This is a genomic window from Catonella sp. (assembly GCF_057250765.1).
Map to the genome: position 1 here is coordinate 32,430 of NZ_DBHIEC010000006.1, position 26,048 is coordinate 58,477.

The 26,048-nt window shown below is 38.4% G+C and carries 19 protein-coding genes; 3 read left to right on the forward strand and 16 right to left on the reverse strand.

Annotation, left to right across the window (positions count from 1 at the left end; translation table 11 throughout):
• Positions 1-64 precede the first annotated feature (64 nt).
• A complete protein-coding gene (locus tag ACO6HM_RS04490; RefSeq protein ID WP_485389966.1) occupies positions 65-1,285 on the reverse strand; it encodes a ribonuclease E/G in 1,221 nt (406 codons plus the stop codon).
• A 129-nt stretch (positions 1,286-1,414) separates the two neighbouring features.
• Between ACO6HM_RS04490 and ACO6HM_RS04495 the strand changes: the two genes are divergently transcribed.
• Positions 1,415-2,032, forward strand: a complete 618-nt coding sequence (locus tag ACO6HM_RS04495; protein WP_485389967.1) for a hypothetical protein — start codon at positions 1,415-1,417, stop codon at positions 2,030-2,032.
• 8 nt (positions 2,033-2,040) lie between these two features.
• On the opposite strand, the gene ACO6HM_RS04500 is transcribed toward ACO6HM_RS04495, so the two are convergent.
• The 13 genes from ACO6HM_RS04500 to rpsU form a co-directional block, all read right to left on the reverse strand.
• Positions 2,041-2,325, reverse strand: a complete 285-nt coding sequence (locus ACO6HM_RS04500; protein WP_485389968.1) for a helix-turn-helix domain-containing protein — start codon at positions 2,323-2,325, stop codon at positions 2,041-2,043.
• A gap of 154 nt (positions 2,326-2,479) precedes the next feature.
• Entirely contained in the window at positions 2,480-5,701 is a 3,222-nt protein-coding gene (locus ACO6HM_RS04505) for a DEAD/DEAH box helicase (RefSeq protein ID WP_485389969.1), read from the reverse strand.
• A gap of 67 nt (positions 5,702-5,768) precedes the next feature.
• A complete protein-coding gene (locus tag ACO6HM_RS04510) occupies positions 5,769-7,205 on the reverse strand; it encodes a TrkH family potassium uptake protein (protein ID WP_485389970.1) in 1,437 nt (478 codons plus the stop codon).
• Positions 7,206-7,209: 4 nt separating this feature from the next.
• Positions 7,210-8,568: a Trk system potassium transporter TrkA gene (trkA, locus tag ACO6HM_RS04515; RefSeq protein WP_485389971.1), complete on the reverse strand. Its 1,359-nt coding sequence runs from the start codon at positions 8,566-8,568 to the stop codon at positions 7,210-7,212.
• Positions 8,569-8,588: 20 nt separating this feature from the next.
• Entirely contained in the window at positions 8,589-10,127 is a 1,539-nt protein-coding gene (gene miaB, locus ACO6HM_RS04520; protein ID WP_485389972.1) for a tRNA (N6-isopentenyl adenosine(37)-C2)-methylthiotransferase MiaB, read from the reverse strand.
• Positions 10,128-10,182: 55 nt separating this feature from the next.
• The gene (locus tag ACO6HM_RS04525; protein WP_485389973.1) at positions 10,183-10,767 is read right to left on the reverse strand and encodes a 5-formyltetrahydrofolate cyclo-ligase; all 585 of its coding nucleotides are present in this window, start codon (positions 10,765-10,767) and stop codon (positions 10,183-10,185) included.
• A gap of 10 nt (positions 10,768-10,777) precedes the next feature.
• Positions 10,778-12,385 (reverse strand): NAD(P)/FAD-dependent oxidoreductase, encoded by a 1,608-nt coding sequence (locus ACO6HM_RS04530; protein ID WP_485389974.1) that lies wholly within the window; start codon positions 12,383-12,385, stop codon positions 10,778-10,780.
• The gene (locus tag ACO6HM_RS04535) at positions 12,382-13,644 is read right to left on the reverse strand and encodes an aminoacetone oxidase family FAD-binding enzyme (RefSeq protein ID WP_485389975.1); all 1,263 of its coding nucleotides are present in this window, start codon (positions 13,642-13,644) and stop codon (positions 12,382-12,384) included. Before ACO6HM_RS04535 ends, ACO6HM_RS04530 begins: the two co-directional genes overlap by 4 nt.
• Before the next feature lie 7 nt (positions 13,645-13,651).
• Positions 13,652-14,782 (reverse strand): DUF3048 domain-containing protein, encoded by a 1,131-nt coding sequence (locus tag ACO6HM_RS04540; protein WP_485389976.1) that lies wholly within the window; start codon positions 14,780-14,782, stop codon positions 13,652-13,654.
• A gap of 1 nt (position 14,783) precedes the next feature.
• Positions 14,784-15,290 (reverse strand): rRNA maturation RNase YbeY, encoded by a 507-nt coding sequence (ybeY, locus tag ACO6HM_RS04545; RefSeq protein ID WP_485389977.1) that lies wholly within the window; start codon positions 15,288-15,290, stop codon positions 14,784-14,786.
• Complete coding sequence (locus ACO6HM_RS04550; RefSeq protein WP_485389978.1) at positions 15,262-16,722, reverse strand: hypothetical protein; 1,461 nt, start codon at positions 16,720-16,722, stop codon at positions 15,262-15,264. Before ACO6HM_RS04550 ends, ybeY begins: the two co-directional genes overlap by 29 nt.
• Positions 16,719-17,717 (reverse strand): PhoH family protein, encoded by a 999-nt coding sequence (locus tag ACO6HM_RS04555; protein WP_208428664.1) that lies wholly within the window; start codon positions 17,715-17,717, stop codon positions 16,719-16,721. Before ACO6HM_RS04555 ends, ACO6HM_RS04550 begins: the two co-directional genes overlap by 4 nt.
• Before the next feature lie 90 nt (positions 17,718-17,807).
• Positions 17,808-17,984, reverse strand: coding sequence for a 30S ribosomal protein S21 (gene rpsU / locus ACO6HM_RS04560; RefSeq protein ID WP_021886387.1), 177 nt, complete (start codon positions 17,982-17,984; stop codon positions 17,808-17,810).
• Between the two features lie 789 nt (positions 17,985-18,773).
• On the opposite strand from rpsU, the gene ACO6HM_RS04565 reads away from it, so the two are divergent.
• Positions 18,774-19,121 carry a helix-turn-helix domain-containing protein gene (locus ACO6HM_RS04565; RefSeq protein ID WP_208428663.1) on the forward strand — a complete coding sequence of 116 codons (348 nt, stop codon included), beginning with the start codon at positions 18,774-18,776 and terminating at the stop codon, positions 19,119-19,121.
• A 187-nt stretch (positions 19,122-19,308) separates the two neighbouring features.
• On the opposite strand, the gene ACO6HM_RS04570 is transcribed toward ACO6HM_RS04565, so the two are convergent.
• Positions 19,309-19,848 (reverse strand): HdeD family acid-resistance protein, encoded by a 540-nt coding sequence (locus tag ACO6HM_RS04570; RefSeq protein ID WP_208428662.1) that lies wholly within the window; start codon positions 19,846-19,848, stop codon positions 19,309-19,311.
• A 295-nt stretch (positions 19,849-20,143) separates the two neighbouring features.
• Between ACO6HM_RS04570 and ACO6HM_RS04575 the strand changes: the two genes are divergently transcribed.
• The gene (locus ACO6HM_RS04575; protein ID WP_208428661.1) at positions 20,144-21,418 is read left to right on the forward strand and encodes an IS110 family RNA-guided transposase; all 1,275 of its coding nucleotides are present in this window, start codon (positions 20,144-20,146) and stop codon (positions 21,416-21,418) included.
• 468 nt (positions 21,419-21,886) lie between these two features.
• Here ACO6HM_RS04575 and ACO6HM_RS04580 read toward each other — a convergent pair whose 3' ends face one another.
• Positions 21,887-25,927 (reverse strand): SpaA isopeptide-forming pilin-related protein, encoded by a 4,041-nt coding sequence (locus tag ACO6HM_RS04580; RefSeq protein WP_485389979.1) that lies wholly within the window; start codon positions 25,925-25,927, stop codon positions 21,887-21,889.
• Between the last annotated feature and the right edge of the window lie 121 nt (positions 25,928-26,048).

The window sequence follows — 26,048 nt, forward strand, 5'->3', positions numbered from 1 at the left end:
AACATACCTCTTTCTGTATTTAATATAATTTGATGTAACCAACCTTAAACCTACTTATAAAAGGCTAACACATTTTAGACCTATTATCAATCAAGATTTCATGAATTGGCCTTCCGCTTCTCCTTCTTGTTATCTCCATAAGTCCAAGCTTGGTAATATCAGCTACATTACTTTTGGTGCTATCTTCCTTAAGATAGCTCTCCATCTCATTTATGAGTTCTTTTTCTTTTGATTTTGGTATTTCAATAAAGTCCACCAATATAATACCCGACACATTCCTAAGCCTTAACTGGTCAGCAATCTCCCTTGCAGCTTCAAGATTAATCTTCATAAAGGTGCAGGCATTGGTGGATTTGCCCGCCACCGCTTTTCCGGAGTTTACATCAATGACAGTCAGTGCCTCTGTATACTCTATAACAATATATGCTCCTGACTTCAGCCATACCTTTTTCGACAGGGCTTTTTCAAGAGTAGTATTAACAGAGTAAAGAGCTGAAAGGCTCATCATTTCGTCTTTATAGAAGAAGAGCTTTTTTAGGTCGGTCTCCGAAAATCCCTTCAGATACTCTTCATACTCCCTATATGTTTCCTCATCATCTGTCATTATTTTCTCTATATTGGAGCAATTATCTCTTATAAGGCTTAAATACTCCGGTATTTCCTTAAATATCCTCTCATACTTGACCCCATGTCTTCCCCTATTGATAATAGATATGAATTTTACGTACTGGTCATAGAGTGCATCTTCAAGTTCTTTTTCAGATAAAGAAGCCGCTGAACTCCTGATTATAGCTCCAGCTCCTGTTTCTCTTACAAACTTCTCCGAAAGAGGCAGGAATCTTTCTTTAATTTCGTTGTAATTAGCTTCTTCTCTGTATTTTGTTGAAAGATGAACTCTGTCTAAGCTAGGCTTTAGCACTGTATACTTGCCCATAAAGGTAAAATCAGTTGTTAGCGAATAAGACTTAGTCTTGGTAGGCAGTTTAGCAATCTGAACCAAAATCAAATCATCTACAACAGGCCTTCCACCCGGCTTCCCATTTGCATATATTATCTTCATTTCATCAGACAGTGGTAAATATGCCTGAATTCCCGGAAATATCTCTACAAAGCAGGCATTTATATTCTTAACTATATTTTCTACCCTGCCCACTATAATATCCCCTATATTAAAAGATATCTCCCCATCAACATCCTCAGATATCTTAAATTCTTTTATATCAAAATCATCTGCAAGAGCAGAAACCAGTCTACCCTTAATCTTCGTTGAAATAATTCTTATCATAAATTCCTCCACAGATAATTATACCAAATTTACGAAAAAATTTCATCTTTTTTACTGGATATATATAATTTTGTTTGGTAGAATAAATATAATCGTTTTAACAGATAATAATCAAAAGGAGTTTATTAAATGATTGATGAAGAAAACAAGATCTTAGATTCTGAAGCTACAGAGTCTGTACTAAAGGACGAAGTCTATCCTTATCCTGATAGCGAAGATGAACCTGTGTATAGGGAAGATGCGGCTTATGATAAAAACCTTGAAAGAGCAAAGAGTGTTGACATAGCTAAGAATACCTATGTTTATACCAATGCTGAAGATTCTTTTAACGAAAATATGTCAACTGCTTGGTCTTTCCTTGGGATTGGAATTGTAGGCATCATATTTACTGTACTCAATATTGCAGGTGTCTTGCACATAATGCAGGGTGAAATGCAAAAAGGCCTTACTCTTATTCTTTTCATAGCTTTTATGGTGTATGGAATATGGGTTATAAGAAGTAAGAAGGATATGCTTGCAAAGATTGAAAAGGAGAAGGCTGACAGAAAGAAATACACAGAATGGATGAAGGAGAAATTTACCGATGAGGTTCTCTCTAATCTTGGAACTATGGAAGCATCTGCTGAAGAGCTCGAACTTCTCCAGATAAACTATATGAGCGATGAACTTGTAAAGCATTTCCCTGAAATCAATCCTAATTTTGCCGACAGACTGGCTGAAGACTTTTTTGAGGAGAAGGCTAAATAGCCTTCTCCTCAAGCCTGTTTCGGGGTAAATTCAATTTTTAATTCCATATTCATTCCTTTAGCCAATCTTTTTAACATATTTAACGTCGGATTCCTTGTCCCATTCTCAAGCTTACTTATGTCTGCCTGATTTATTCCTGTCCTCTCTGATAATTGCTTTTGAGTGAGATTTTGAGATGTTCTGGCATCTACAATAGCTCTAATAACATCAAGTTCGGGTTGTAAGTTTTCAAATTCATTTTTAAAATCTGGATCCTTCATTTGTTCTTCTAAAAAAGTATCAAATTTTTTCATTTATCTTCATCAATTCTCCTTTTCATAAAACTCAACTATAAAATTATTCATAAATTAAATTCAAATATTATATTAAGATTATATGGCATATATACCATATGTGTCAATATTGTATTTCTCCTCTCAGATTATTTTTTGTAAACAGCAAACTTCCCTACATATTAAACAAATCCTCAACTTCTTCCTTGGTAAGCTTATTGATAAATACTTCTCCTGCTTTAATTACAGAATCAGCAAGGTTCTTCTTTTTCTCCTGAAGCTTATATATCTTCTCTTCGATAGTTCCTTTGGTTATAAGCTTAACCACATTTACACTGTTCTTCTGACCTATCCTATATACTCTATCTGTTGCCTGATCTTCCACAGCAGGGTTCCACCAAGGGTCATAGTGAATAACCATGTCAGCGCCCACAAGATTCAAGCCTGTGCCTCCTGCTTTAAGTGAAATAAGGTATACATCACGATTACCATTGTTGAATGACTTAACATTTTCGCTTCTTTGTGCAATAGGAGTAGAACCGTCTAGGTAATAATAACTGATTTTCAGTTTCTTAAACTCCTCCTCAATCAAATTCAGCATTGAAGTAAACTGTGAAAATACCAGTATTCTATGTCCTCCTTCAATGGCGTTTTGCACTAATTGAAGCAAGAGATTTAGCTTACCTGAGCCCCCCTCGTAGTTTTCCACAAAGGTAGAAGGATGACAGCAAATCTGCCTAAGCCTTGTTAGAGAAGCAAGTATCATCATCCTGCTCTTTTCAAAACCATTTTTATTGATTTCGCTGTTTATCTTCCTCTTCATATCCTCAAGATATGACATGTAAACTTCCTTCTGCTCATCCGTCATATCTGAAACCATCTTTCTCTCGGTCTTCTCAGGTAGCTCAGAAAGCACATCCTTCTTCATTCGCCTTAAAATAAATGGTTTTATGTGGAAATTAAGCTGCTTAAGCGCTTCTTCACTTTCAAACCTAACCACAGGCTTTTCGTAGAGATTCACAAACTTTGAATGTGAATACAAGTATCCCGGCATAAGGAAGTCAAATATCGACCAAAGTTCAGAAAGATTGTTCTCTATAGGAGTACCTGTAAGCGCAAACCTATGAGCAGCATTTAACATCTTTACAGCCTTTGCATTTCTACTGTTAGGATTCTTAATAAACTGTGCCTCATCCAAAAATGCAGTATCAAATCTTACATCCTTAAGGAACTCTATATCCCTCCTAAGGATTGGATAAGATATAAGCACCACCTGATATCCTTCACATCTTGCAATGAGGTCTTTTCTGTCATTAGGATTACCCAAAATCATAACCACACTCATTTCAGGACAGAAATTCTCAATCTCATCCTGCCAGTTGTAAAGCAGGGATGATGGGCAAACCACTATAAAGGTAGCATTCTTATTGTTCTTCCAGGCATTTGCCATATAGGTAATAGCCTGCAAAGTCTTGCCAAGTCCCATATCATCAGCAAGTATTCCTCCAAGGTAATACCGCGCAAGGGAGCTAAGCCACTCAAAACCAACTTTCTGATAAGGCCTGAGGTCCGCCCTTATCAGAGAAGGCACCTTAAGCTCAGCATTTTCAGGATGTTTAATCTCTTCTATGAGAGTTGTAAATGATTTGTCGGCTTCGATGTCATACAAGCCCTCATCAGCGGCCTGACTTAGATAAAATGCATAATCAATAGAGGTATATATCTTGCCGTTTATGATACTACCCTTGTTAGTTCCTATCTTCTCAATCAATTCACTTAGCTTAGCTAATTCCCCACCTTCGGTAAGATCAATAAAGCTTCCGTTTCTAAGCCTGTAAAACTTCTTCTTTAATTTCAGGCTGTTGAATAGGTCTGTAAGTTCATCACTTGAAATTCCCTCAAAGTCAAAATCTACTTCAAGCATATTGTTATCACTCTGAACTCTAACTGAAGTCTTTACTATCTTAGGTGGGTTTACCTTAAGTTTTTTAAACTGTTCAGAGTAGAACAATTCATACTTATCAGCCAGATAAGAGAGATTGTTTTTGAGGAAATCATATATAGCCTCTTCATCACTTAAATAAAAATACTGTTCTTCCCTCGTAAAGCCAAATGACTCTATATCCTCAAAACACTCCGCCTCGCGGCTAGGCTGCCTTACAATAAGTGCTTTAACATCAGGCATCTTAAGGAAAGGATTGAACTTATATTCTCCGTAAGCAGTAATTACTTCAAGCTTGATTCTCCCCTTAACCATATCCATGTATATTTCAAACTTAACATTTTCAGTAATATAGTTATCTTTAAGTGCATTAGGAATTGTAAGTGAAAAAGTTTCGTGAATTCTTGGAAGAACCACATTCAAAAATCTTTCCTTTTCTTCCCCTTCAAATACAAGGGTATCATCTTCCCCGTCACTAGGTCTGTGGTAAAAAGGCAGGAAATGTCTTGTAAATATCCTGTCAGGATGATAGATTGCATTGTCATAATAAAACAAATTGCCTCTTTCATCCAAAGGAATAATTCTCTCCTCATCCCAGGACAAAATGACTGAATCATCCTCGTCTGAGAGATTGAGATAGAAGTTAAGATCAGGCTTTCCCATAATGAATCTTACATTTTCAAAGCTTTCTTCAGCAAAGGTAAAATTAAACGGAAGCTTTATTATCTTAAGCAATCTGAGAAGCATATGCCTGTCAAAGAAAATCTCCGATTTTGAAAAAATACCGGTAGAATTGCCTTTGCCAACAATCTCCTGTATGTCAAGAATTTCACAAAGAAAATCCAGCACACTCTCAGACTCGTGATCAAAGCGGTTCTCTCCCGGAAAATAAGAAAAGTCTTTACCAAGAGAAATAGGCTGACTGCATATATAGTCAGATAAGAATTTCCTTATGTTCTGCACCTTATAAAGTCTGGTGCTTCCCGCTGATATACTAACAGCAGCCTTAACAGAATTGTCCGCCCTAAGCATGGCATCAAGCCTTATACCAAGCCTTACATGGAAAATATCACCAAGTCCTGCCATATAGTCCATGTTGTCAAAGTAATCCAAGATTCTTGTTATACGTCTCTTTTCTCCGGACTCAATCTTTTGCTGCTTTCTTCTATCTGAATAGTCATTTATAAAAAGCATTACAGCTACAGCATGCTTGCAGGCGCCGGGATGCTTTCTGCTTCCAGGGCAGTTACACTTATACTCTATATTCTCAGGATTTGTAATATCAATATCTACAGTATAATCACTCTTTCCTTGGACAATAGCCCTGTAGTGCTCCCTGCTTTTAGACTTTGATATACTCTTTATAGCCTTTGAAGAATAGTACCTCACACCTCTGTTATATGTAACTTCATCTGCTGCAAGGCTTTTAACAAGTGCTCTATTTATTTCCGACATACTCTCCCTCTAAAATTATAATTACCTTATGGATTCAAAGAATCCAAGTTAACTTTTATCCCTAGGGTTACTTTCTACTCCAAGTTGCCCTCGAGAACAACAGGAGCATAGGGAAAATCTCAAGCCTTCCAGCTAACATGTCAAAGGTTAAAACTAATTTTGAGAGATTGGAAAACTCTGAAAAATTCCCGGTAGGCCCAACTTTTCCAAGTCCCGGACCTATATTATTAAAAGTAGCCACAACTGCCGTAAAACTTGTTTCAAAATCGAAATTATCAAGTGCTACGATTAGCAGTGAAACTGCCATTATCATCAAGTAGGATACAAGATAAACATTGGCATTTCTTATGACGGAGTGTTCAACTATCTTTCCGTCCATCTTAAGTACCTTAATGCTCTTTTGATGAATCATTCCTACAATTTCTTTCTTAACTGTTTTCACATATATCAGTATTCTTGAAACCTTCATACCTCCACCGGTACTTCCTGCACAAGCTCCTATGAACATAATCATTACAATAACAAACTTAGAAAACATCGGCCATAGATTAAAGTCAACCGTTCCATAACCTGTAGTTGTTATTACAGTGGCAACTGAAAAGAAAGCGTGGTGTATGCTGTAATACAGATTGTCTAAATTGCCCCAGTTAAGAACTATGGCAAAGACTGCTCCAAATACAATGATGAGATACCATTTCACCTCTTCAATATTAAAGATATCTTTTACTTTCTTACGTACAAGAAGGAAGTAAACATTGAAATTAATACCAAAGAGCAACATAAATACCGCTATTATTGTCTGCTGTAGCATGGTATAGCCTAGACAGCTGTCATTATGTATGCCAAAACCTCCTGTTCCTGCAGTACCAAAGGTTATGCATATGGCATCAAAGAGATTCATCCCTGTTATCAGTAAGATAATAAACTGCAACACTGTCATACCCAGATAAATCTTGTAAAGATATGATGCAGTTTTCTTTACGTTTGGAACCAGCTTGCCTACAGAAGGTCCCGGGCTCTCTGCTCTCATAAGATGCATATCAACTCCACCAAAGAGAGGTAGGATTGCAAGTATAAATACAAGGACTCCCATTCCACCTATCCAGTGTGAAAAGCTTCTCCAAAGAAGTATGCAATGAGGTACAGGAGTCAAGTCAGTAATTACACTTGAGCCTGTAGTAGTAAAGCCTGAAACTATTTCAAACAAGGCGTCTATGTAGTTAGGCAATACGCCTGTTATAACAAATGGAATCGCTCCTACAAGGCTTATGACTACCCAAGTCATGGAGCAGATAACAAAGCCTTCTCTTGCATAAAACCTTTTGTTTGTAGGTTTTTTAAGGACAATTATCCCCCCTGCCACAAAGGAAATCAATGAGCAGATAAGAAAAGCATACCCCTCTTTTTCTCCATATACTAATGCCGTAACAGCTGGCAAGAGCAAAAATGCCCCTTCAAAATTAAGTACCCAGCCCATAATATAGGCTATAATCCAATAATTCATTCCCTTATTCCGCAATAATATCATCTATGCTACCAAGTCCTGTATTGGTAGTGATTATAATTACGCTGTCTCCTTTTTGAATAGTATCCTTACCAGAAGGTGTAATAACCTGATTATTCCTGTAAATGGCTGCAACTATGACATTAGGCTTTAAGTTCAGCTTCTCAAGTGTTTTCTTAGTTATCTTAGAGTCCGATTTTACAAGAAATTCCATGGCCTCAGCTTCATTGTCAAAGAGCTTATACAAAGTTTCCACATTGCTGCCCTTTGAATTCTGCATCGAACGCACATATTTCAATATATAATGTGAGGTTATCTTCTTAGGTGCAACTACTGAGCCAATTGGAAGCTCTCTTATAACCTCCTCAAACTCAATTTTATTTATCTTGGTTATCGATTTGGCTTTAGATACATGGTGTGTATACATTGAAAGCAGGATGTTCTCTTCATCAATATTGGTAAGTGTCACAACTGCATCTGCGTTCTCTATCCCTTCCTCAAGGAGGATTCTCTTATCTGTTGCATCACCATGTATAACTATGGCCTCCGGAAGAAGCTCTGAAAGCATTGCACAACGCGCTTCGTTTGTTTCGATTATCTTCACATCTATTTTTGCCTTAATCAGCTCAATAGATAGGTAATAAGCAACAGTACCACCACCACAGATTATGACATTTTTAATCGGCTTTGCGGCTACACCCACCTTATTAAAGAAGTCAAATGAATCCTTAAACTTTAAGATGCAGGAGAATGTATCTCCTTCCCTTAGTACAAAGCTACCTGTAGGTATCTCTACCTTTCCGTTTCTGCGAACCATGCACACAAGCACATTCCCCGGTGTGTTCTTTGAGAAATCTATGAGATTCATCCCATCAAGCACAGAGTTTTTGCCTATGGTTAGTGAAATAAGATTTACCCTACCCTTGTAGAATGTATCAACCTCAATAGCAGAAGGGAAATGAATAAGCCTGGCTATTTCAAATGCTGCTATCCTTTCAGGATTGATTGCCATTGAAAGTCCAAGTTCTTCTTTAATATAGTTAATTTCCTCGTAGTACTGCGGATTTCTCACCCTTGCAATAGTCTGGCAATTACCTGCTTTCTTGGCCATAAGACAGGCAAGCAGATTAATCTCATCCTTGTCAGTTACAGCTATAAGAAGGTCCGCATCCTGAACTCCCGCATCAAGAAGCATCTTATAACTGGTGCCGTCACCGCTGATAGCCTGAATATCAAGTATATTTATTGCATTTTGTAGGACTTTATTATCCTTGTCAATCAGGCAGATATCATTTTTCTCATTGCTAAGCTCTCTTGCAAGTGCATATCCTACTTTCCCACAGCCAACTATTATAATATTCATAATCCAAATTTTCTCCTAAGCTACAACTCTCCCATTAAGTAAAACCTGCAATTTTCAGTGATTTTAACATCTAAAAGTTTCCCGATGTAATCATCCTTATTCTGAGTAGGCACATTGAAATGTACCAGGGTATTGTCGGACATACGACCTGTGATGACAAGTGGGGACTCACTGTTAACCTCCTCAGCAAGCACCTCAACCGTCTGTCCAACCTGACTTCCGAACTTATCATCCGAATACTCCGCCACAGTATCCTGAAGCCTCTTAAAACGTCTTTTAACGGCTTCTACTTCTACTTGTTCCTCCATAGCGGCCGCAGGAGTTCCTGTACGCTTTGAATATTCAAACATATAGGCACTCTGATAGCGTACCTGTCTTACTACATCCAAGGTATCTTCAAAGTCTTCTTCAGTCTCTCCCGGAAAGCCGACAATTATATCGGTTGTAAGAGCAATCTCAGGAATCCCAGCCTTTATCTTGCTCACAAGTTCCAGATAAGATTCTTTGGTATAACGCCTGTTCATCCTCTTTAGCACATTGTTGCTTCCTGCCTGAAAAGGAAGATGGATATGTCTGCATATCTTCTTTGAATCTGCAATTACTTCAATAAGCTCCTCTGAAAAATCCTTTGGATGAGGTGTCATAAAGCGTATGCGCTTAATCTTATCAACCTTTTCTATCATTCTTAAAAGTCCGGCAAAGGTAATATCCTCACCTGACTCACTAACGAGTCCTTTTCCGTAAGAATTGACATTCTGACCAAGAAGCATAATCTCAATTACCCCTGCATCAGCAAGACACTGCACCTCCTTAACTATGTCCTCAGGGCGCCTGCTTCTCTCTCTTCCCCTTACATAAGGAACTATGCAATAGGTACAGAAATTGTCGCATCCATAAGTGATATTAACACTTGCCTTAAAAGAATATTTACGCTCATCAGGAAGGTCCTCAACTATTTTATCGGTATCTTTCCATATATCCACAAGCATTGTATGCTTAATTTTATATTTTCCGTTCTTTTTTACAGGATTGTGTGCGGCATAGCTCTTGGATGCAAACATCGCAAAAACGAGTTCCGCCAGTTTATAAATGTTATGAGTTCCGTAAATAAGGTCAATAAATGAATAGCTTTCCCTTAGCTTTTGCACTACCGTTGTTTCCTGCATCATGCAGCCACAAAGAGCAATAATCATGTTAGGGTTTAGCTCCTTCATTTTCTTAAGATAACCCAGATTGCCATATACCTTCTGATCTGCATTCTCCCTGATGGTACAGGTATTTAAGATAACAAAGTCCGAGTTCTTATCATCATTATTTACAAAGCCTATCTTCTCGAGTATTCCTGCTATTTTTTCTGAATCTCTAAAATTCATCTGGCATCCAAAGGTATTGCAGGAAAATGAGAGGCGTTTACCTGCATTTTCGCAAATTAGCTTGTATACCTCAGCAGCCTTTTCAATGTAGTAAAACTGCCTCTCAGGCTCGTTTACAGGCTCTAAGGCCCTTACAGCATCAAAGTCATAATCAACCTTAAATATATTATTTACTGTATTCTCCATTTTTATCCAATCTAATCTTTATTTCCGTCATAATTCGGATTACTCTATTACCGTCCTAATCAATCCATCTGTTTTCAGTTATAACCAAATCAACCTTGCTGTCATACTCATCAGTAGGAATAACCTCAAATATCTGGTATTCATAGGCTAGAGCGGTTATATGAAACTTCTCCCTGTCAAATTGTGACAAATATCTGTCATAATATCCGCCTCCATAGCCTATTCTATTTTTCGTGAGGTCAAAGCAAAGCCCCGGGATGAGAATTTCAATCCTCTTAGTGCCCAAGGCAGGAGAAACTCTCTCTCCACATCCGGGTTCCATTATACCATAAACTCCCCTATCATATAAAGTATCCCCGTCAACCAGTAAGAATTCCATCATCGCACCATCTGAGACAGAAGAAATCACCTTGGGAAGAGCAACCCTTTTGCCACTCTTTAGGGCAGTTTGTATTATTCTCTCAGTTGGGATTTCATCTTCCATCGAAGAGTAAGCAAAGATAATATCAGACTTCTTAAAATATTCACTGTCTAAATACCTGTTTACTATTATCTCTGCATTTATTCTATCTTCATTGGTGGCTAAGCCGTTACCTCTCCTAGCCTTTACAACTTTTCTAAAACTATTTTTATCCTGCAAATTACCACCTCTAAATTCGCTTTTCTATTATCTTAAGAGCAGCCTTAACTCCGTCTACAGCTGCACTTGTTATGCCTCCTGCATAGCCTGCTCCCTCACCTATAGGATATATACCTGTAATATTGGCTTCATAGCTCTCACTATCCCTTAGTATCCTAAGAGGAGACGAGGTCCTTGATTCTACACCAAGCAGTACTACATCATCCCTGTCAAAGCCTTTTATTTTAGTACCGAAGCTTCCCATGCCAAGGATGATTGACTCACTTATATACTTAGGCAGTATCTCTCTTAGATTTGCAAATTCAGTTCTGCCCTTTGATACAGTGGTTATCCCTCCAAAGCCTGTGCTGTTTTTATTCTCTTTAAAATCTCCCAAAAGCTGGATAGGAATAGCACCTTTTGCAAGCTCATAAGTCTTTTTCTCCAGTTCTCTCTGATATCTTACTCCTGCAAGTGCGTCATCTGCACCAAAATCAGTAGGATTAACCGCTACTACTATTGCACTGTTTGCATTCTTTGAGCCTCTATCGTTATAGCTCATACCATTTACAAGAGTTCCTCCCTTTTCAGAAGAAGAATTGACTACATATCCGCCGGGACACATACAAAACGAATATACCCCCCTGTCTTCAACTCCTTTTGCTGTCACCTTATAATCTGCAGGCGGAAGTCTGTCATACATCCTGCCATACTGATATTTACTAATCATTTCCTGCGGATGCTCAACCCTTAGCCCGACTGCAAAAGGCTTAGGAGTCATAATTATCCCCTTTGATGAGAGCAATTCAAAGGTATCCCTTGAAGAATGTCCTATGGCAAGAATCAGTTCCTTACAAGGAAGGATTTCCTCATCATTTAGCACAATGTGGCTGACATCTCCATTCTTTGCCTCAAAGTTAGTGAACTTAGTTTCAAACATATACTCACCGCCTAAGGATAATATCTCCTTACGCATATTTATCAGTATATCTTTAAGTACATCAGTTCCTATATGAGGCTTATTGAGGTATAGGATTTCGGGATCAGCCCCGAACTTAACAAAGGTTTCAAGCACAAAAGGAATGCGCCTGTAAGGATCCTTTACCAAGGTATTTAGCTTACCGTCTGAAAAGGTGCCGGCGCCTCCTTCACCAAACTGTACATTGGTTGTCTCAGACAGTTCCCCGGTCTCCCAGAACTTGTCAACAGTTGCAGTTCTCCTCTCTACATCCTGTCCCTGTTCAATGATAATAGGCTTCAGTCCCGAAAGGGCAAGCACATAGGCACAAAAGAGTCCTGCAGGACCGCTCCCCACAATCACAGGCCTCATCTTGTCATCAATCTGAGTAATCCTTTTTATCTCGAGCTTTTCTTCCTTGTAGACCGTCACATCAGAGTTAGGCCTCTTTGCAGATACAATCCTGTTATAAGCCTTGTCCGTAAGCGAAACAACTACAGATAAGCTATAATGTATGTCATCTTTTTTTCTTGCATCAACTGACTTTTTCTTGGTTTCATAAGCCAAAATCTCATTATCATTTATCTTAAGCTTTCTAATACAGGCTTTCCTTACATCTTCGGCTGTATAGCCTACAGGAAGCTTTACCTGCGAAACTTGAAGTAATTTACCTTCTATCATCTTCCTCCGTTTCCAACCTCTAAGGCACTTGCAAAGGCCCAAGTCAGATTGTATCCTCCACAAAGTCCATCCACATCAAGTACCTCTCCCACAAAGAAAAGTCCGGGAACAATTTTTGATTCCAAATTATTTGTAACCTCGTTCATCGAGACTCCGCCTGAGGTTGTCTGTGCAGCTTCAAAACCGCTAACTTTTATTATAGCAAATTTTGACTTTTTAAGCCAGCTTGTAACCGAAATAATTTTATCATCTGGGATATCTTCTACCTTGGTTTTGTTGCTTAAATATTTATCTGTTAAATATCTTGATATTTTCTCATAGGTAAAGCCTGTTAAAAATTTATCAGAAGTCTTATCAGCTAACACTATTCTGCGTTTTTTAAGTATTTCAAGAAGTTCGCCCTCTGAGGTTTCATAACAAAAATCTAAGAAAAAATCCACCTTTTTACCCTCGTCTATAGCCCTTGCCACCTTGCCTGAAAGCTGCATTACAGGTATGCCACTAAGGCCCTGCTCGGTAAACTGGATTTCTCCTATTTCGCTGCCGATTGATTCTTCTTTACCATCTTCATACGCTATAGCTTTAACCTCAGCCACAGTCCTAAGGCCTGCAAAAAGTGAAATATCTGTTTTTACTGATGTAAGCGCAGGAAGAGGCTTGATTATGGTATGTCCAAGACCTTCAATAATCGGAAATAAACTCCCGTCACTTCCCGTACTTGGCGCAGCAAATCCGCCGCAAGCAATGACAACCTGCTTTGCAAAATATGAATAATAGCTGTCTGCACTTGTGGTAACTATCTCAAAGCCCTCTGATATAGGCTTTATATCTGTAACACTTATATTCGTTTTAATCTTTACCCTATATCTAATCAGTTCGTCATTTAATATATTTACAAACTCTTTAGCACTTTCTCCTGCAGGGTAGACATAGCCTGCGTAGGCCCTGTCAAAACTCCTTCCTTTTTTTATCATCCATTCAATACCAAAAGAAGAAAAAAGGTCTGTTATTCCCTTTTTCCCCCATTTATTGATGATATTATATGATTTTTCTATATCTCCGCTGTTATAGCAGAATGGTTCCTGATAAAGATTGGTAAAGTTGCATCTCCCATTACCTGTGATTGCAAGCTTTTTACCGAGAGCCTTATTATGCTCAAGTATGCTTACGCTCTGCCCTCTCTTTGCAGCAATTATTCCTGTAAGCATACCTGAAGCACCGCCTCCAATAATAATTAAATCACGAATATCGTTAGCCATAATTCCTCTATTTTTTCTTAAATTTAACCATTTCTTTCCTATTTGCCGGAAATACAGCGTAGTAGGTCTTACCTGCATTTACAAGAACCTCATCTTTATGCTCCTTGTCATAGAAGAACTTAGTCTTGTCAGCACCGCCTTTTTTCTTCCAGTATACCTTTATTCCTCTTCCACCAGTCAGATAATAGCCACTTCCGGAGTTATTCATCAAATCCATAGTCTGATATCCATTGTGGTCTTTGTTGTACTCATTTACAAACTGAATAAAAATATTCTTAAACTTAAGAGCCTTTCCTGTACCTTTATCGATATGTTTGGTACCAAAAGCAAATCTGGTATAAGACTTGTCCTTTTTACCATAAGTAAAGTAAGGAGTCATATAGGCTGAAAAAGGAACCTTCACATATTCCGACTTAAATGAACCCTTCTCATCATTTTTAACCTCTTCATCTGAGAAATTAAAATGTGAAGTAAGGCCTTTTCTTGGTTTCGTTCTTATTTTCTTGTCCTTTACAGCCTGCATTATACCCTTGGCACTTGCAAAAGCGTTGTGTGGGGCACGGATAGTGTTATCTCTGTAAAATGCCTTAGCTCCCTCCCAGGATAGCCCGGAAACAGTATCTACTCCAAGTTTTTTAATCTCATCTATAGCATAGTGTGTCTGACCGAAATGAACAAAAATGGCATCAAACTCATTGGCAAAGTCCACATAATAATGTCTTGCACTTCTTACAGAACCTATCCTATCTCCCTTCATATAGTCAAATACTCCCATAAGCCTAGTGATTCCACCCTCTGCAAGGATTTCATATAAAATGTCCGCTCTGCCGGTCCCTGTCTGTGGATAGGCAAATTCTATGTTGTTGAACATAAATGCAAAGGGGCGCTTATTCTTATACTTTTTATCAAGAGCCTTACCGCTTAAAGGGCTGGTATACTCAGGCTTTATAACTCCTGCAGGTGTTACAGTCGATGATATATTCAGACTTGATGCAGGCTTATTATCTACAACTACTTTAGATGAATCAGTCTTTGCACTTGAAGTGGTAACATTGTCTGCCTTTTTGCCACAAGCAGATAAAAGCATAAACACTGAGGTAACAGCCAGTAATCCGGTAACTAATATTTTCTTTTTCATATCATCCTCCATTTCTTGTTATACCGAGGGCATCAAGTATGGCTTCTTGTTTTACTTCCATCACTTTTCTCTCTGCCTCGTCTATATGGTCATATCCAAGCAAATGAAGCATACTGTGTGCAATAAGAAATGCAAATTCTCTTTTTCTGCTATGTCCATACTCATCTGCCTGCTCATATACTTTATCGACAGAAATCATTATATCTCCTAGCAGGAGCTCATCTGTTTCAGGATTTATATAACTTTCCGGATTTTCTTCAACATAAGAAAAGTCAGAAGGGAAATCATAGTCAACCATAGGAAACGAAAGCACATCCGTAGGCCTGTCTATTCCCCTAAACTCCTTATTAGCTTCATGTATTTCCTCATTTCCCGTAAGAAGTACATTTACCTCGGTTTCATAAGGACAGTTCTCAGTTTCCAGAGTCTTGCTTATCACAGTCTTGATAACTTCCTCATAATCAAAGTCAAGCCCTCTATTAGCTTCGTTCTCCACTAAAATAGTCATAGCTTACCCTTGCCTCCTCCAAAAGAAAATCCTTTATGAATTTGTATTCGTTAAGAGAAAGACCTGATGCATCAAGCCTTCCAGCCATTAAGCAAGAATCCATTACACTGTCAACTATAGCAGTAACACTTCGCTTCACTCCTTTATCTTCTAAGAAATCAACTGTAGAACCAAGCTTGCAAACTATCATAGTTATAGCTGTCTCCTTAGACCTCGGATAACCAAGCTTAAAATTATGTTCTTTTATAAAGTCCGTAACCTCTATCGGAAAATTATTCTCCTTAGCTAAAATCAGGCCTTCTTTTATATAATTATTGCTAACAGCTCTTCCACATTCAGCAAAAAAACCACCTACTTCTGCAAGGCTTATCCTTCCTTCAATAAGTTCGGTTATGTCTTTAACCAGCTTTGAAGTTCTAAGGGCTTTATTAAAGAGTCCTTCATTGCCTACAAGCAGTCTATACGCCGAATTATTTTTGCTTAAAAGATATGAGTAATCTCTATCTTCAGGCTCTTTATCTATTAAGCTTACGCCAACAGGCTCAGTTTCAACTTCTTGTTTTAGTACAGGCCTCTCTTCTACAAGTGTAGTAGTGTCCTCTTTAGCATATTCTTCAGTAGCAGCTTCTGACAAAACTTCTTTAATCTCTGCCGTTTCAGCACTATCAGTCTTAGTAATTGCCGCTGAATTGGTAGCAGCTACCGCATTTATAGCTTCATCTTCTTTATCCTTGGTTTCGGAAGTTTCATTTTCTTTGCTAGCAGTCAAAGCAGCCTCAACACCATCCGAAGTAGAGTTTATCTGCTTAAATATAAGCCAACCAATAATAAGACAGATAGTAATAACCAAGGCTTCCTTTAGATAGTACTGGCTAAAAAGCATTTCCATATCCATACCGTGTAGAATCAAAAAGAAGGCTGCTTCAAACGACAACAGACAGATAATCGAATAAACTAAGCTCACAAAGTCTGAGTAGTATCTGGTTAGAATGATGAGTATAACAGCAGTTAAGAGACTCTTTGCCACATACTCAGGAGTAGCTTCGGTAAATATAGTAGTTATAAGCACATAAGCAAATACAGACATAAATGAGCTGATTATTCCTGAGAAAAACACTGATAGCAATATACCTATCAAAAACAGCCATCTAAACATAGATATATCCGAGAATACAGCAACACACACTGTAAAAATAAATCCTGATACAGAAAAAATTTCCTGCTTGATTCCACGCTTTTTATTATCTAAAGCAGCTCTTGTATATCTGTCATATAACTTATAGATTATACAAAATGCACAGACAAAAAGGGTGATTCCAGCAGCCTTAAATATATCACCAAATTGAAGCATCCCAAAGGCTGCACATAAGGGTACCGAAAAAAATATATAGTAGTCTTCCAAAAAATAATGCTTAGGCTCATCTACGGTCATCTACGATAGCTCCTTTTATTTTCTTTATGCAGATTCTTCTTCTCGTACTCATCATAAGCAGTAACTATTCTTTGTACTAAAGGATGACGAACCACATCCTTGTTGGTCAGGTTAGAAAAACCTATACCCTCAATATTCTTAAGTATCTTAACCGCCTCTTCAAGACCTGATTTGACGCCATTTGCAAGGTCTTTCTGCGTTAAATCTCCTGTAATAACAACCTTGGAGCCAAAGCCTATTCTTGTAAGAAACATCTTCATCTGTGCAGGAGTGGTATTCTGCGCCTCATCAAGTATGATAAAGGCATTATCAAGAGTCCTTCCCCTCATGTAGGCTAGAGGCGCAACTTCTATCAGTCCCTTTTCTGCATTTGCCTGAAAGGTCTCCGCCCCCATAATCTGATTAAGGGCATCATAGAGAGGCCTTAGATAAGGGTCTACCTTGCTTTGTAAATCCCCCGGAAGGAATCCCAGCTTTTCTCCCGCCTCAATGGCAGGTCTTGTCAGTATTATCCTCTCTATCTTGTTATCCTTAAAGGCCTGAATAGCCATAGCCATGGCTAGATAGGTCTTTCCCGTACCTGCAGGGCCCAGTCCAAACACTATTATATCCTTCTTTATCTGGTCTACATACTTCTTCTGGCCGATAGTCTTAGGCTTGACAGGCTTACCGCTCACAGTATGTGCAATTATCTCTTTATCTATGCTTTCAAGGCTCTCAGCAGAATCTACAGGCTCTTTGATAATGGAAACGGCATAGTTTACCTGTTGCTCAGTTATATCAGTTCCTCTTAGTGAAAGAGCTAAAAGCTGCTCCATTACCTTAAGAGCCCCTCTCACATCTTCTTTATTACCTTTTATATGTGTAACTCCGTCTCTTGAGACTACTTCCACCCCAAAAGACTTCTCTATTATCTTGATATTACTGTCAAATGCACCTGATACATTTGACTCGTGACTAACCGGTATATTTATTGTAATTTCAGAAACCGCCAAGTTATATACTCCTTTATTGTTAATAATTAAACTAATTAATACGCTAAAAAGACGCAGAGCCATATCGACACTGCGTCCTTTCAACTTTAATTATTTGAATTTGCGTTTTCTAGCAGCCTCAGACTTTTTCTTACGTCTGACAGATGGCTTCTCGTAATGCTCTCTTTTACGAATCTCCTGCTGAATACCAGCCTTCGCGCAGTTTCTCTTGAAACGGCGAAGAGCGCTATCAAGAGTTTCGTTTTCTTTAACGATTACATTTGACATTCTCTCACCAACCCTCCCCTCCAGCTGTAGATTTAGTGCCGACAACTGATTGGGTAATAATAACCATAGCACAATAGGTATTTTACACTAATTAACCTCATTTGTCAAGCCGAATTTTTAATTACTGCTTGCGCAGGATTTCGTGAGTAGTTTTTCAACTTAAATGCAACATGGTGTTGCACTTACTCTGACAGGTACCTCTGTTGCATTTACTTTGAAGTATATCATTAGCTCAGTTTCAAAATTATTAAATATAATACATAGAGCCACTCTAATTGATAAATCAAGGAAATATAAGGCTATTGTGTAGGTTTTATTTATGGTTATATTGGGCTTAATTTATAATAAATTTCACTTACGAAATTCTAGTCAAGGCTGGGCTGAAAGCCCATTCACTTTAGCCTTGACAGATTTCGTGTAAGTGAAATATAATCGATTAGCCCAAATATAAGGTTTATAAGTAGATATTGGTAAAATTTTTCAAAGTAAACGCAACACTAAAAACCGTTGCATTTAACCTGAAAGATGTAGTTTCAGGTCTGTTTGCTATACCCTTTTTTCGCCAAAAGCAATAAAATCAAACCAAATTTGATTAAATTCAGTCAGATTTTATTGATATAATTTTATCATTTTATCTAGCAATAGTGTTGCATTTACTATTTTTACAAAGTGTTGCACTTACCTTGAAAATCTAGCGCAGGATTTCGTGTAGTTTTGGGGCTTAAATGCAACATGGTGTTGCACTTACACTGACAGGTACCTCTGTTGCATTTACATTGAAAGATATTGTTGCTGGCACAGGTTTTTTCAATCAGAAGTATTGCTGATTTCCTCGAGAAATCCCCTTCTACCATTTCAAGAGAAATACATAAGCATTCACTTGTCAAAATGCCTAATTCCTGTGACTGCAATGATTATAATGGATGCAATGTTAAGCATGTATGTGGTTCCAAAGACTGTAATAAAAAATGCCGCTCCTGCCATCTTGCCAAAAAATACTGTGAACATTATGACAAAAGAAGCTGTGAACACCGGAACGGTTCCAAGGTAAAGCTGTGCAACGGATGTACAAAACTAAAGCTTAAAATAATAAGCGAAAGTGATGTAAATTTGACTCCAAAACTATTAAAACACTAAACAGGAATAAAGTAAATACCTTTCAAAGTAAACGCAACACTAAAAACCGTTGCATTTAACCTGAAAGATGCAGTTTCAGGTCTGTTTGCTATACTCTTTTTTCGCCCAAAGCAATAAAATCAAACCAAATTTGATTAAATTCAGTCTGATTTTATTGATATAATTTATCATTTAGTCTTATCTTTGTTTAAGCCGCAACAGCAATCATATTCGCCCCGGCAATAATAATGTTCAATCCAAAATTGATTCCGATAGCAACAATGAGACCTGTCGGATTGAACAGGCTGAGCACTCCGCAGACAATGAGCAGGATTCCCGCAATAAGGATAAGCCACCAGCGTCTTCCAAGGATCTCTGCATCGAGAGCCTTTCTTACTTTGTGGATACGAAGCGCCACCATGATTCGGATCACACCTACTACGATCAGCCAGATTGCTGCAAGATAAACAATTGTCATATCTACGATCAGCTGCATAGCCGTACTGCCGATCAGGATGATGCCAAATACGAGAGAAGCAATCGCTCCGGCAAGCTCCCAACCGGAGGACATTCCCTCCTTCTTTCTTTCATGCCAGAGTATGATACCGCCAACGGAGTCAATGATCATATTGACGCCGACTACATATCCGAGCGTCATATATGTCATAACCGGATTCATAAGGCAGTACATGCCCGTAATGATCATCACAATTCCAAGGATAAAGGTTACGATTCTACTTGTTTTCATAATAATCTCCATTCCGCCGCCTTCGGCTGGCGGCACAAATAGTAATGAAAGTGTTTCAACTCTCTACGTTATGCTTTAAAATGGTTTGCAAGAAGCTATACTACAAAGCACGTGAGGAGGAGTTGTAATAACTTTCTTCGTTTTAGACAGCATATAAATCAGTGTAAGTTCTGCCTTTTCAAGCACAAATGAGTGGTATTACGAATCCGTACACTAAGAATTGCTTAAGCGCCTTAGTTTAATTGTGTGGCAGTTCAGTCAATGGCTTCTTATCATTTACGAAAGGAGTCTGACTATGAAAGTTACTTACCAAACCTGTTGTGGTGTCGATGTTCACAAATCTTTTCTCGTTGCCACGATTGTAAAAACTACGGGTGGCATTGAACCATCTTACCAAAAGAAGCGCTTTTCCACCTTTAACAATTCAATTCTTGAGTTCAAGCAATGGCTTCTCGACAATGATTGTCATGATGTCTGCATGGAATCCACAGGTAAATACTGGGTTCCTGTCTTTAATCTTCTGGAAGATGAGATCAATGTTGTCATTGCCAATCCCAAGTGGGTAAAGGCTGTGAAAGGCAACAAAGATGATACCAAAGATTCTAAATGGATTGGGGATTTATTCCGTCTCGGACTTGTCAAAGGCAGCTATATCCCTTGTAAGATAGTCCGTATTCTCAGGGAATACACTCGCTATCGTTGCAAGCTTGTTTCCTGCCGTTCAAGTGAAAAGAATCGATATCAGAATGCTCTTACTGTTTGTAATGTTGCATTAGATTCTGTTGTTTCCGATATCTTTGGGAAGTCATCCACGTCCATTATCGACTATCTACTTGAACAATCGGGTACATCCATTAACCACGAAGAAATCGCATCTAAGCTTCTTCGGAGCCTCAAATCCAAAGAAGATGCTGTTATAGAATCCGTCGAAGGATATCAGATGACTGATGCCCAAAAATACCGTATGCGCCTCGTCCGCGCACATATGGATTATATCACAGCAGAAATCAAAGATGTTGATAAAATGATAGAAAATATGATTTCTTCTAATCCTGATTTTGAAAATGCTGTCCAGTTCCTCTGTACCATTCCGGGTGTCAAATGTGATAGTGCAATAACTATCATCTCCGAAATCGGTACGGATATGTCTCAGTTCTCAAGTTCCAAACGTTTATGCTGTTGGGCTGGTTTAACACCTGGCAGCAATGAATCTGCTGGTAAGAAGAAATCTGTTCGGATTACACGTGCCGGAGTCTACCTCAAACCTGCATTAGTACAGTGTGCTCATGCAGCCGTAAAATCTGACCAATCTCCTTACTACAAAAAGAAATATGAATCTCTTGTTAAACGTCGTGGCAAGAAAAGAGCCATTATCGCTATTGCCCGTATGATTCTTACTGCCATCTACCAAATGCTGTCTACTGGCGAGCAGTGGAATCCGAGCGACCTTTATAAAATCGATGTGCCTGAAGCTCTTATTGAAAAACAAAAGGCAAAAGCTATCAAGCAAGCCAAGAAACTATTGCAACGAGAGGGACTACTTCCTCCTGATGAGCCAGTAGCTTCTTAATCGAATTTTCTAACTCAATAACACTTCAAAAAGTTGCCTGCCTTAGACAGCTTAGTTAAGTGCGCCAATCTATGGCTTTCCTATACTTTCTTTCACACTATCCACCTCACAGTTCTATTACATGCGGAGCAATGTCCGGATCATGATTGGCAATCACTTGAATACAGTTGTTTTTTTTTGCTTGCGTGAAAAAATTAATTTTAATATCGTTTGTTATTTTTGTTGCCCTTCATATTTTTGATAAATCGAGTATACAGAAAAAAAGGCTCTTTGTCAACTGAAGTGGGTTGAATGGTTTGTGTCAAGTAATCGTTGTAGTTTTGAAGCTTAAATGCAATCTGGTTTTGCACCTACTTTGGCAGTTATCCCCTGTTGCGCAAAAAAACTCCCACCCTCAAGCGGGGTGGGAATCTCATATTTTTATTTACCTAATGTATAATATACTAAAAGTAAATCAGATGAATCCTATTAGATTTCTTCTTTACGTCTTCTAAATGCAAAACCTGCCATAAGTACAAGTCCTGCACCGGCAGCGTAGTACCAAGTTGTAGCCGCGCCACCTGTCTTAGGAAGCGCCTTACGGTTCTTCTTTGCCTTGAAGCCATCTAAAGGAGTCTTATCATCTTCAAATACATACTCTTTCTTTCCATTAGGCTTAGTCACCTTTACAACCTTACCCTGAGGTGTTCCATCATTTCCTATAACCTCGAATTCATCAGGGCTGTTAGGATCATTAGGATTAGGTGTATTGTTTATTGGATATGAAGGTATGCTAGGTGTTGGAGTTGGTGTATCAGGTGTCTTAGGTGTAACCGGAATCAGAGGTGTCGGATTCTCAGGTGTTGGTGGGTCAACCGGCTTTTTAGGATTCTCAGGTGTTGGGTTAACCGGAGTAGGAGGCGTAACAGGTTTTTTCTTGTTAATTACCGTAAGCACTCTCTTCTCAAGTGTTGCCTGACCTTCATAGTTACCGTCTAAAGCAATGTTTAAGTCACCATTTTCGAGCTCAACCACCTTTATCTTGTAAGTAACTCCGTTTGTCTCATAGCCTTCAGGAGCCTTTGTCTCAGTAAGCTCATAGCTGCCTGCAACGATATTTTCAAACATAACTGCTCCATCTGTAACAGTCTTTACTGTTCCCATATCCTGCTCAGTTACGTTAGAGTCTGCAAGCCTCTTTAATCTAAACTCTGCTCCTGCAAGTTCTTCACCATCGGCATTCTTCTTAACGATCTGAAGCTTGTCATAGTTTATATCCTTAAGACTTCCCCAAGCATTAGCTTCTATGCTGTGCTTAACACCAACTTTCCTACCTATCTGCTTTGATTTTTCTATAAGGACTACATCATTTTCAAGCTCATCACCCTTCTTTGCATCCGGTGCAAAGTCGGTAATATATGATATCTTGTATGATGTGTCATTGTCCGGAATATTGACTATTAACTTTTTCTGCTCAAGGTCATAAACAAAAATCTTATCAAGTCCTTCTGTAATCTCCACAGGATTTACAAAATTTCCTTCTGCATCAAAGCTACCCTTCCAGATTTTGTAATTGTCATCATTAAAGGCAAGATTAGCAGTACCCTTTTCTTTTCTAAGCACAAGATTTCCTTTAAGCTGATCTTCAAGCCTGAGCTTGGTTTCATTGTTATCGTTATAAACCTTATAAGGCTTGTAGAAGAGGTTCCACTTTATGTAGCCGTTCTTGTCAATGAAGATCTTGTCGCCATCATAATTCTTCCAAAGGAATCTATCGTCGTAATCAGCTTTCGCAGTCTTCTCAATTTGAATGTAGGCTCTTTCATCGCCCTGAATCCACATTTTTGCGGTATTCCAAACCTGGCCAATTTCGTTCATTGGCTCGTCACTCTTAAGCTCAGCCATTACAAAAATAACATAAGGGCTATTTAGCTTGTCGAATGTAAATCTTATTTTATCATAATTATTATAATAGTCTTTATCGAGAAGCGCAAATATATTGTTATCTGATATTTCCTTATCGCTTAGAGGCTCACCTACAGCATTAACAATGGAGCCTACACTTCTTGCTCTATCAGAAGGGATATGCGAAAACTTACCGAATCTATGGTCAGCTTCACTGGTATCTTTGTATTTAAGAGCTGGCTCTCCCTTGTAGATAAGGAAATACTTATCACGGCCTCCCTCTTTCTTAATAGGTACAAGCCTTAAATGATAAGATAATTCATCGCTTAATACGAATTTACCTATATCACCCTGAACATCCTTTATGTCTTTTGCATTTACGCTAATCTTAAATACCACGCTTCTTGTCTCTTTATCATAAGCTGTTTCAGTATTATCAATAGCAATTTTATTGTTAGCGTCAAACACATCATTATTTGCAGCTGCTACATCATAATCGGTAAGGAACTTCTTAGCCGCTGTTCTTGAGAGTACCTGCTTATCAAGAAGCTTTGACTGATAATGGTATTCAACCATCTTGTTTAGTAATACGTTGCCTCCTGTCGCAAGCAAGTAGTAGTTCTGAAGCCTGTTTAATCCGTCTTCACGCTCGGATACAATCAAATTGTGCTCCATAACTTTTGACTTAAACTTAACAAAGTTATCTACTCCCTGAACGAGCTTTACCTCAAGGACATGTCCTACTACATTACCGTCCTTAACCACTTCGTATACATTATTTGTAACACCTTCTGTAGCTTCAGTGATTGGTTTGTTGATGTTCATTAACTTCTGGTGTCTGCCCATAGTTTCATCGCCAGCAGGATTTTTTGAAAATAATTTTTCCAGGCTTATACCGCTTGCAAGTGCTGCCGCAGTGTTTTCACCAAGCTTTCTTAGAGAATATCCGTTCGTAGAGTTGATTGTATCACTATCTACCCTTACATTCTTATCAAAAATGAAGGCATCGTACATGTAGTAGTCACCAGGTGCGGCTACTGTATTCTTATCAGCAGTCATTGTCCACTCAGGCTCATTGCTTATATACTCACCTAATCCTGCATCAAAAGCATTATCACTGCTTACTGCTAACTGGCTTTTAGCAGTCTTATTGATTGTACCTATCTGACCATTGCCACCATGTACGTCTAAAATAGATGCATGTAGCTTTGTCTTAAACTTAATGTTATTATTCCACCATACATACGCATCATTGTCAAATCGTGAACTGTAATTATCAGCGTCTACCTTTGTTAGGATAGTAAGAAGGAATCTCTCTTTAACATTAGGTATGGTAAAAGTATGATTATCCCCGGAAACTACAGGAGTTAACTCTGTTTTCTCCTCTTTCCAGGTATTTTTTGTCTTATCAAAGGTCTGTACATATGCCTTCTCAAATTTCTGAGGTATTCTTCCGGTTTTATCTTTGGTAAGTTCATCAGAAATGGTTACATCACCTAAGTCGTACTCAGGTCGGTTAAACTCCACTGTCCAGGTAATTGTCTTAGTGCCTGCATTGAAGCTTCCAAGCTTTTCGCCCATTTTTCTAACGGTAACGTCTCTATGTTTAGACCAGAACTGACTTGTTCCATATTTTACGAGGTGTATATCATTAGGATAATTTCTCACACCTGATGAGCCAAAATCACCGCCAAAGTTTACATCAGTACTATACTTTAGTACTGCTTTACCTACATTAGAAGGATCCAGGTCATCTGCCTTTACCGTATAGTACATGATATTGGTATACCCTGTATCTCTAAGGGTTGCAATTGATAAGCCCGATGATTTATCTCTTGATTTACCATTTACGGTAAATGTACCTTCTATAAAATTGTTTCCGTTTACTCCACCCTTTGGATAATCACGGAAGGTATAGCCTTCAAGACTTAGAGGTGCCCTTGGGGAAGATCCTCTTACATATCTTTCAGCTGTAATGGTCCAGTCAATCTTAGAGTTCTTCACATCAAGAACTCCGGTCTTTGTAAGATTGACATCACCGACTATTTCTCCAAGCTGATAGTCTTTACCAAAAATTCTAATCACTTTCTCATTGGTTGTAGTAAAGTCAAACTTAGAAAGGTCAGTAATTAAAGTAACTGACGCTCCGATTGAAGTGCTGTCCTTTTCAAAAACAGCGTCATCTGTGTTGGAAAAATCAAATTTAACCTTGATATTTCCATCGTCATCACAGGTAAAGATAGCATCACAAATCTTAAGTTTTGATGCCGTATCTTCTACAGGGCGCACAACTTCATTAACACTTCCATTAATTTTTAGCTTACTTCCTAAGTCAAACTGAATATAATCGCCCTTATTAATGCGGTTTTCTTCAGTTAAACTTTTGTTAAACACAGCGTTAAAGGATACATCCATCCTAATATAATTTGCTGTATTTATTGCTCCTGTAACAGGCTTTTCAACGTTACTGCTATCTTGTTGATAGATAGTTACGTTCACATTCTTTGCAAGATTTGTCTTGTCATTTCCTGCTGCGGCTACATATTCAGGAAGCTTTACTCCGGTTAGCAATATAGCTAACGTAAGTATGATTCCTAATAGTGCTGTTCCATGTTTTTTCCACATATTTTTACTCTCCTTGTAAATTATTTCCCCTCCCGCACCTGCGGAAAGATTATATCCCTTCCTTGGGATCCCTCATGGTTACAAATAGCAAAATATTTGGCATATATTTTACCACTTGTAA

Excerpts from the sequence above, each read along its gene's own strand:
- ACO6HM_RS04490 (WP_485389966.1), bottom strand. The coding sequence starts at position 1,285 with ATGATAAGAATTATTTCAACGAAGATTAAGGGTAGACTGGTTTCTGCT.
- ACO6HM_RS04495 (WP_485389967.1), top strand. The coding sequence starts at position 1,415 with ATGATTGATGAAGAAAACAAGATCTTAGATTCTGAAGCTACAGAGTCT.
- ACO6HM_RS04500 (WP_485389968.1), bottom strand. The coding sequence starts at position 2,325 with ATGAAAAAATTTGATACTTTTTTAGAAGAACAAATGAAGGATCCAGAT.
- ACO6HM_RS04505 (WP_485389969.1), bottom strand. The coding sequence starts at position 5,701 with ATGTCGGAAATAAATAGAGCACTTGTTAAAAGCCTTGCAGCAGATGAA.
- ACO6HM_RS04510 (WP_485389970.1), bottom strand. The coding sequence starts at position 7,205 with ATGAATTATTGGATTATAGCCTATATTATGGGCTGGGTACTTAATTTT.
- trkA (WP_485389971.1), bottom strand. The coding sequence starts at position 8,568 with ATGAATATTATAATAGTTGGCTGTGGGAAAGTAGGATATGCACTTGCA.
- miaB (WP_485389972.1), bottom strand. The coding sequence starts at position 10,127 with ATGGAGAATACAGTAAATAATATATTTAAGGTTGATTATGACTTTGAT.
- ACO6HM_RS04530 (WP_485389974.1), bottom strand. The coding sequence starts at position 12,385 with ATGATAGAAGGTAAATTACTTCAAGTTTCGCAGGTAAAGCTTCCTGTA.
- ACO6HM_RS04535 (WP_485389975.1), bottom strand. The coding sequence starts at position 13,644 with ATGGCTAACGATATTCGTGATTTAATTATTATTGGAGGCGGTGCTTCA.
- ACO6HM_RS04540 (WP_485389976.1), bottom strand. The coding sequence starts at position 14,782 with ATGAAAAAGAAAATATTAGTTACCGGATTACTGGCTGTTACCTCAGTG.
- ybeY (WP_485389977.1), bottom strand. The coding sequence starts at position 15,290 with ATGACTATTTTAGTGGAGAACGAAGCTAATAGAGGGCTTGACTTTGAT.
- ACO6HM_RS04550 (WP_485389978.1), bottom strand. The coding sequence starts at position 16,722 with ATGACCGTAGATGAGCCTAAGCATTATTTTTTGGAAGACTACTATATA.
- rpsU (WP_021886387.1), bottom strand. The coding sequence starts at position 17,984 with ATGTCAAATGTAATCGTTAAAGAAAACGAAACTCTTGATAGCGCTCTT.
- ACO6HM_RS04570 (WP_208428662.1), bottom strand. The coding sequence starts at position 19,848 with ATGAAAACAAGTAGAATCGTAACCTTTATCCTTGGAATTGTGATGATC.
- ACO6HM_RS04575 (WP_208428661.1), top strand. The coding sequence starts at position 20,144 with ATGAAAGTTACTTACCAAACCTGTTGTGGTGTCGATGTTCACAAATCT.
- ACO6HM_RS04580 (WP_485389979.1), bottom strand. The coding sequence starts at position 25,927 with ATGTGGAAAAAACATGGAACAGCACTATTAGGAATCATACTTACGTTA.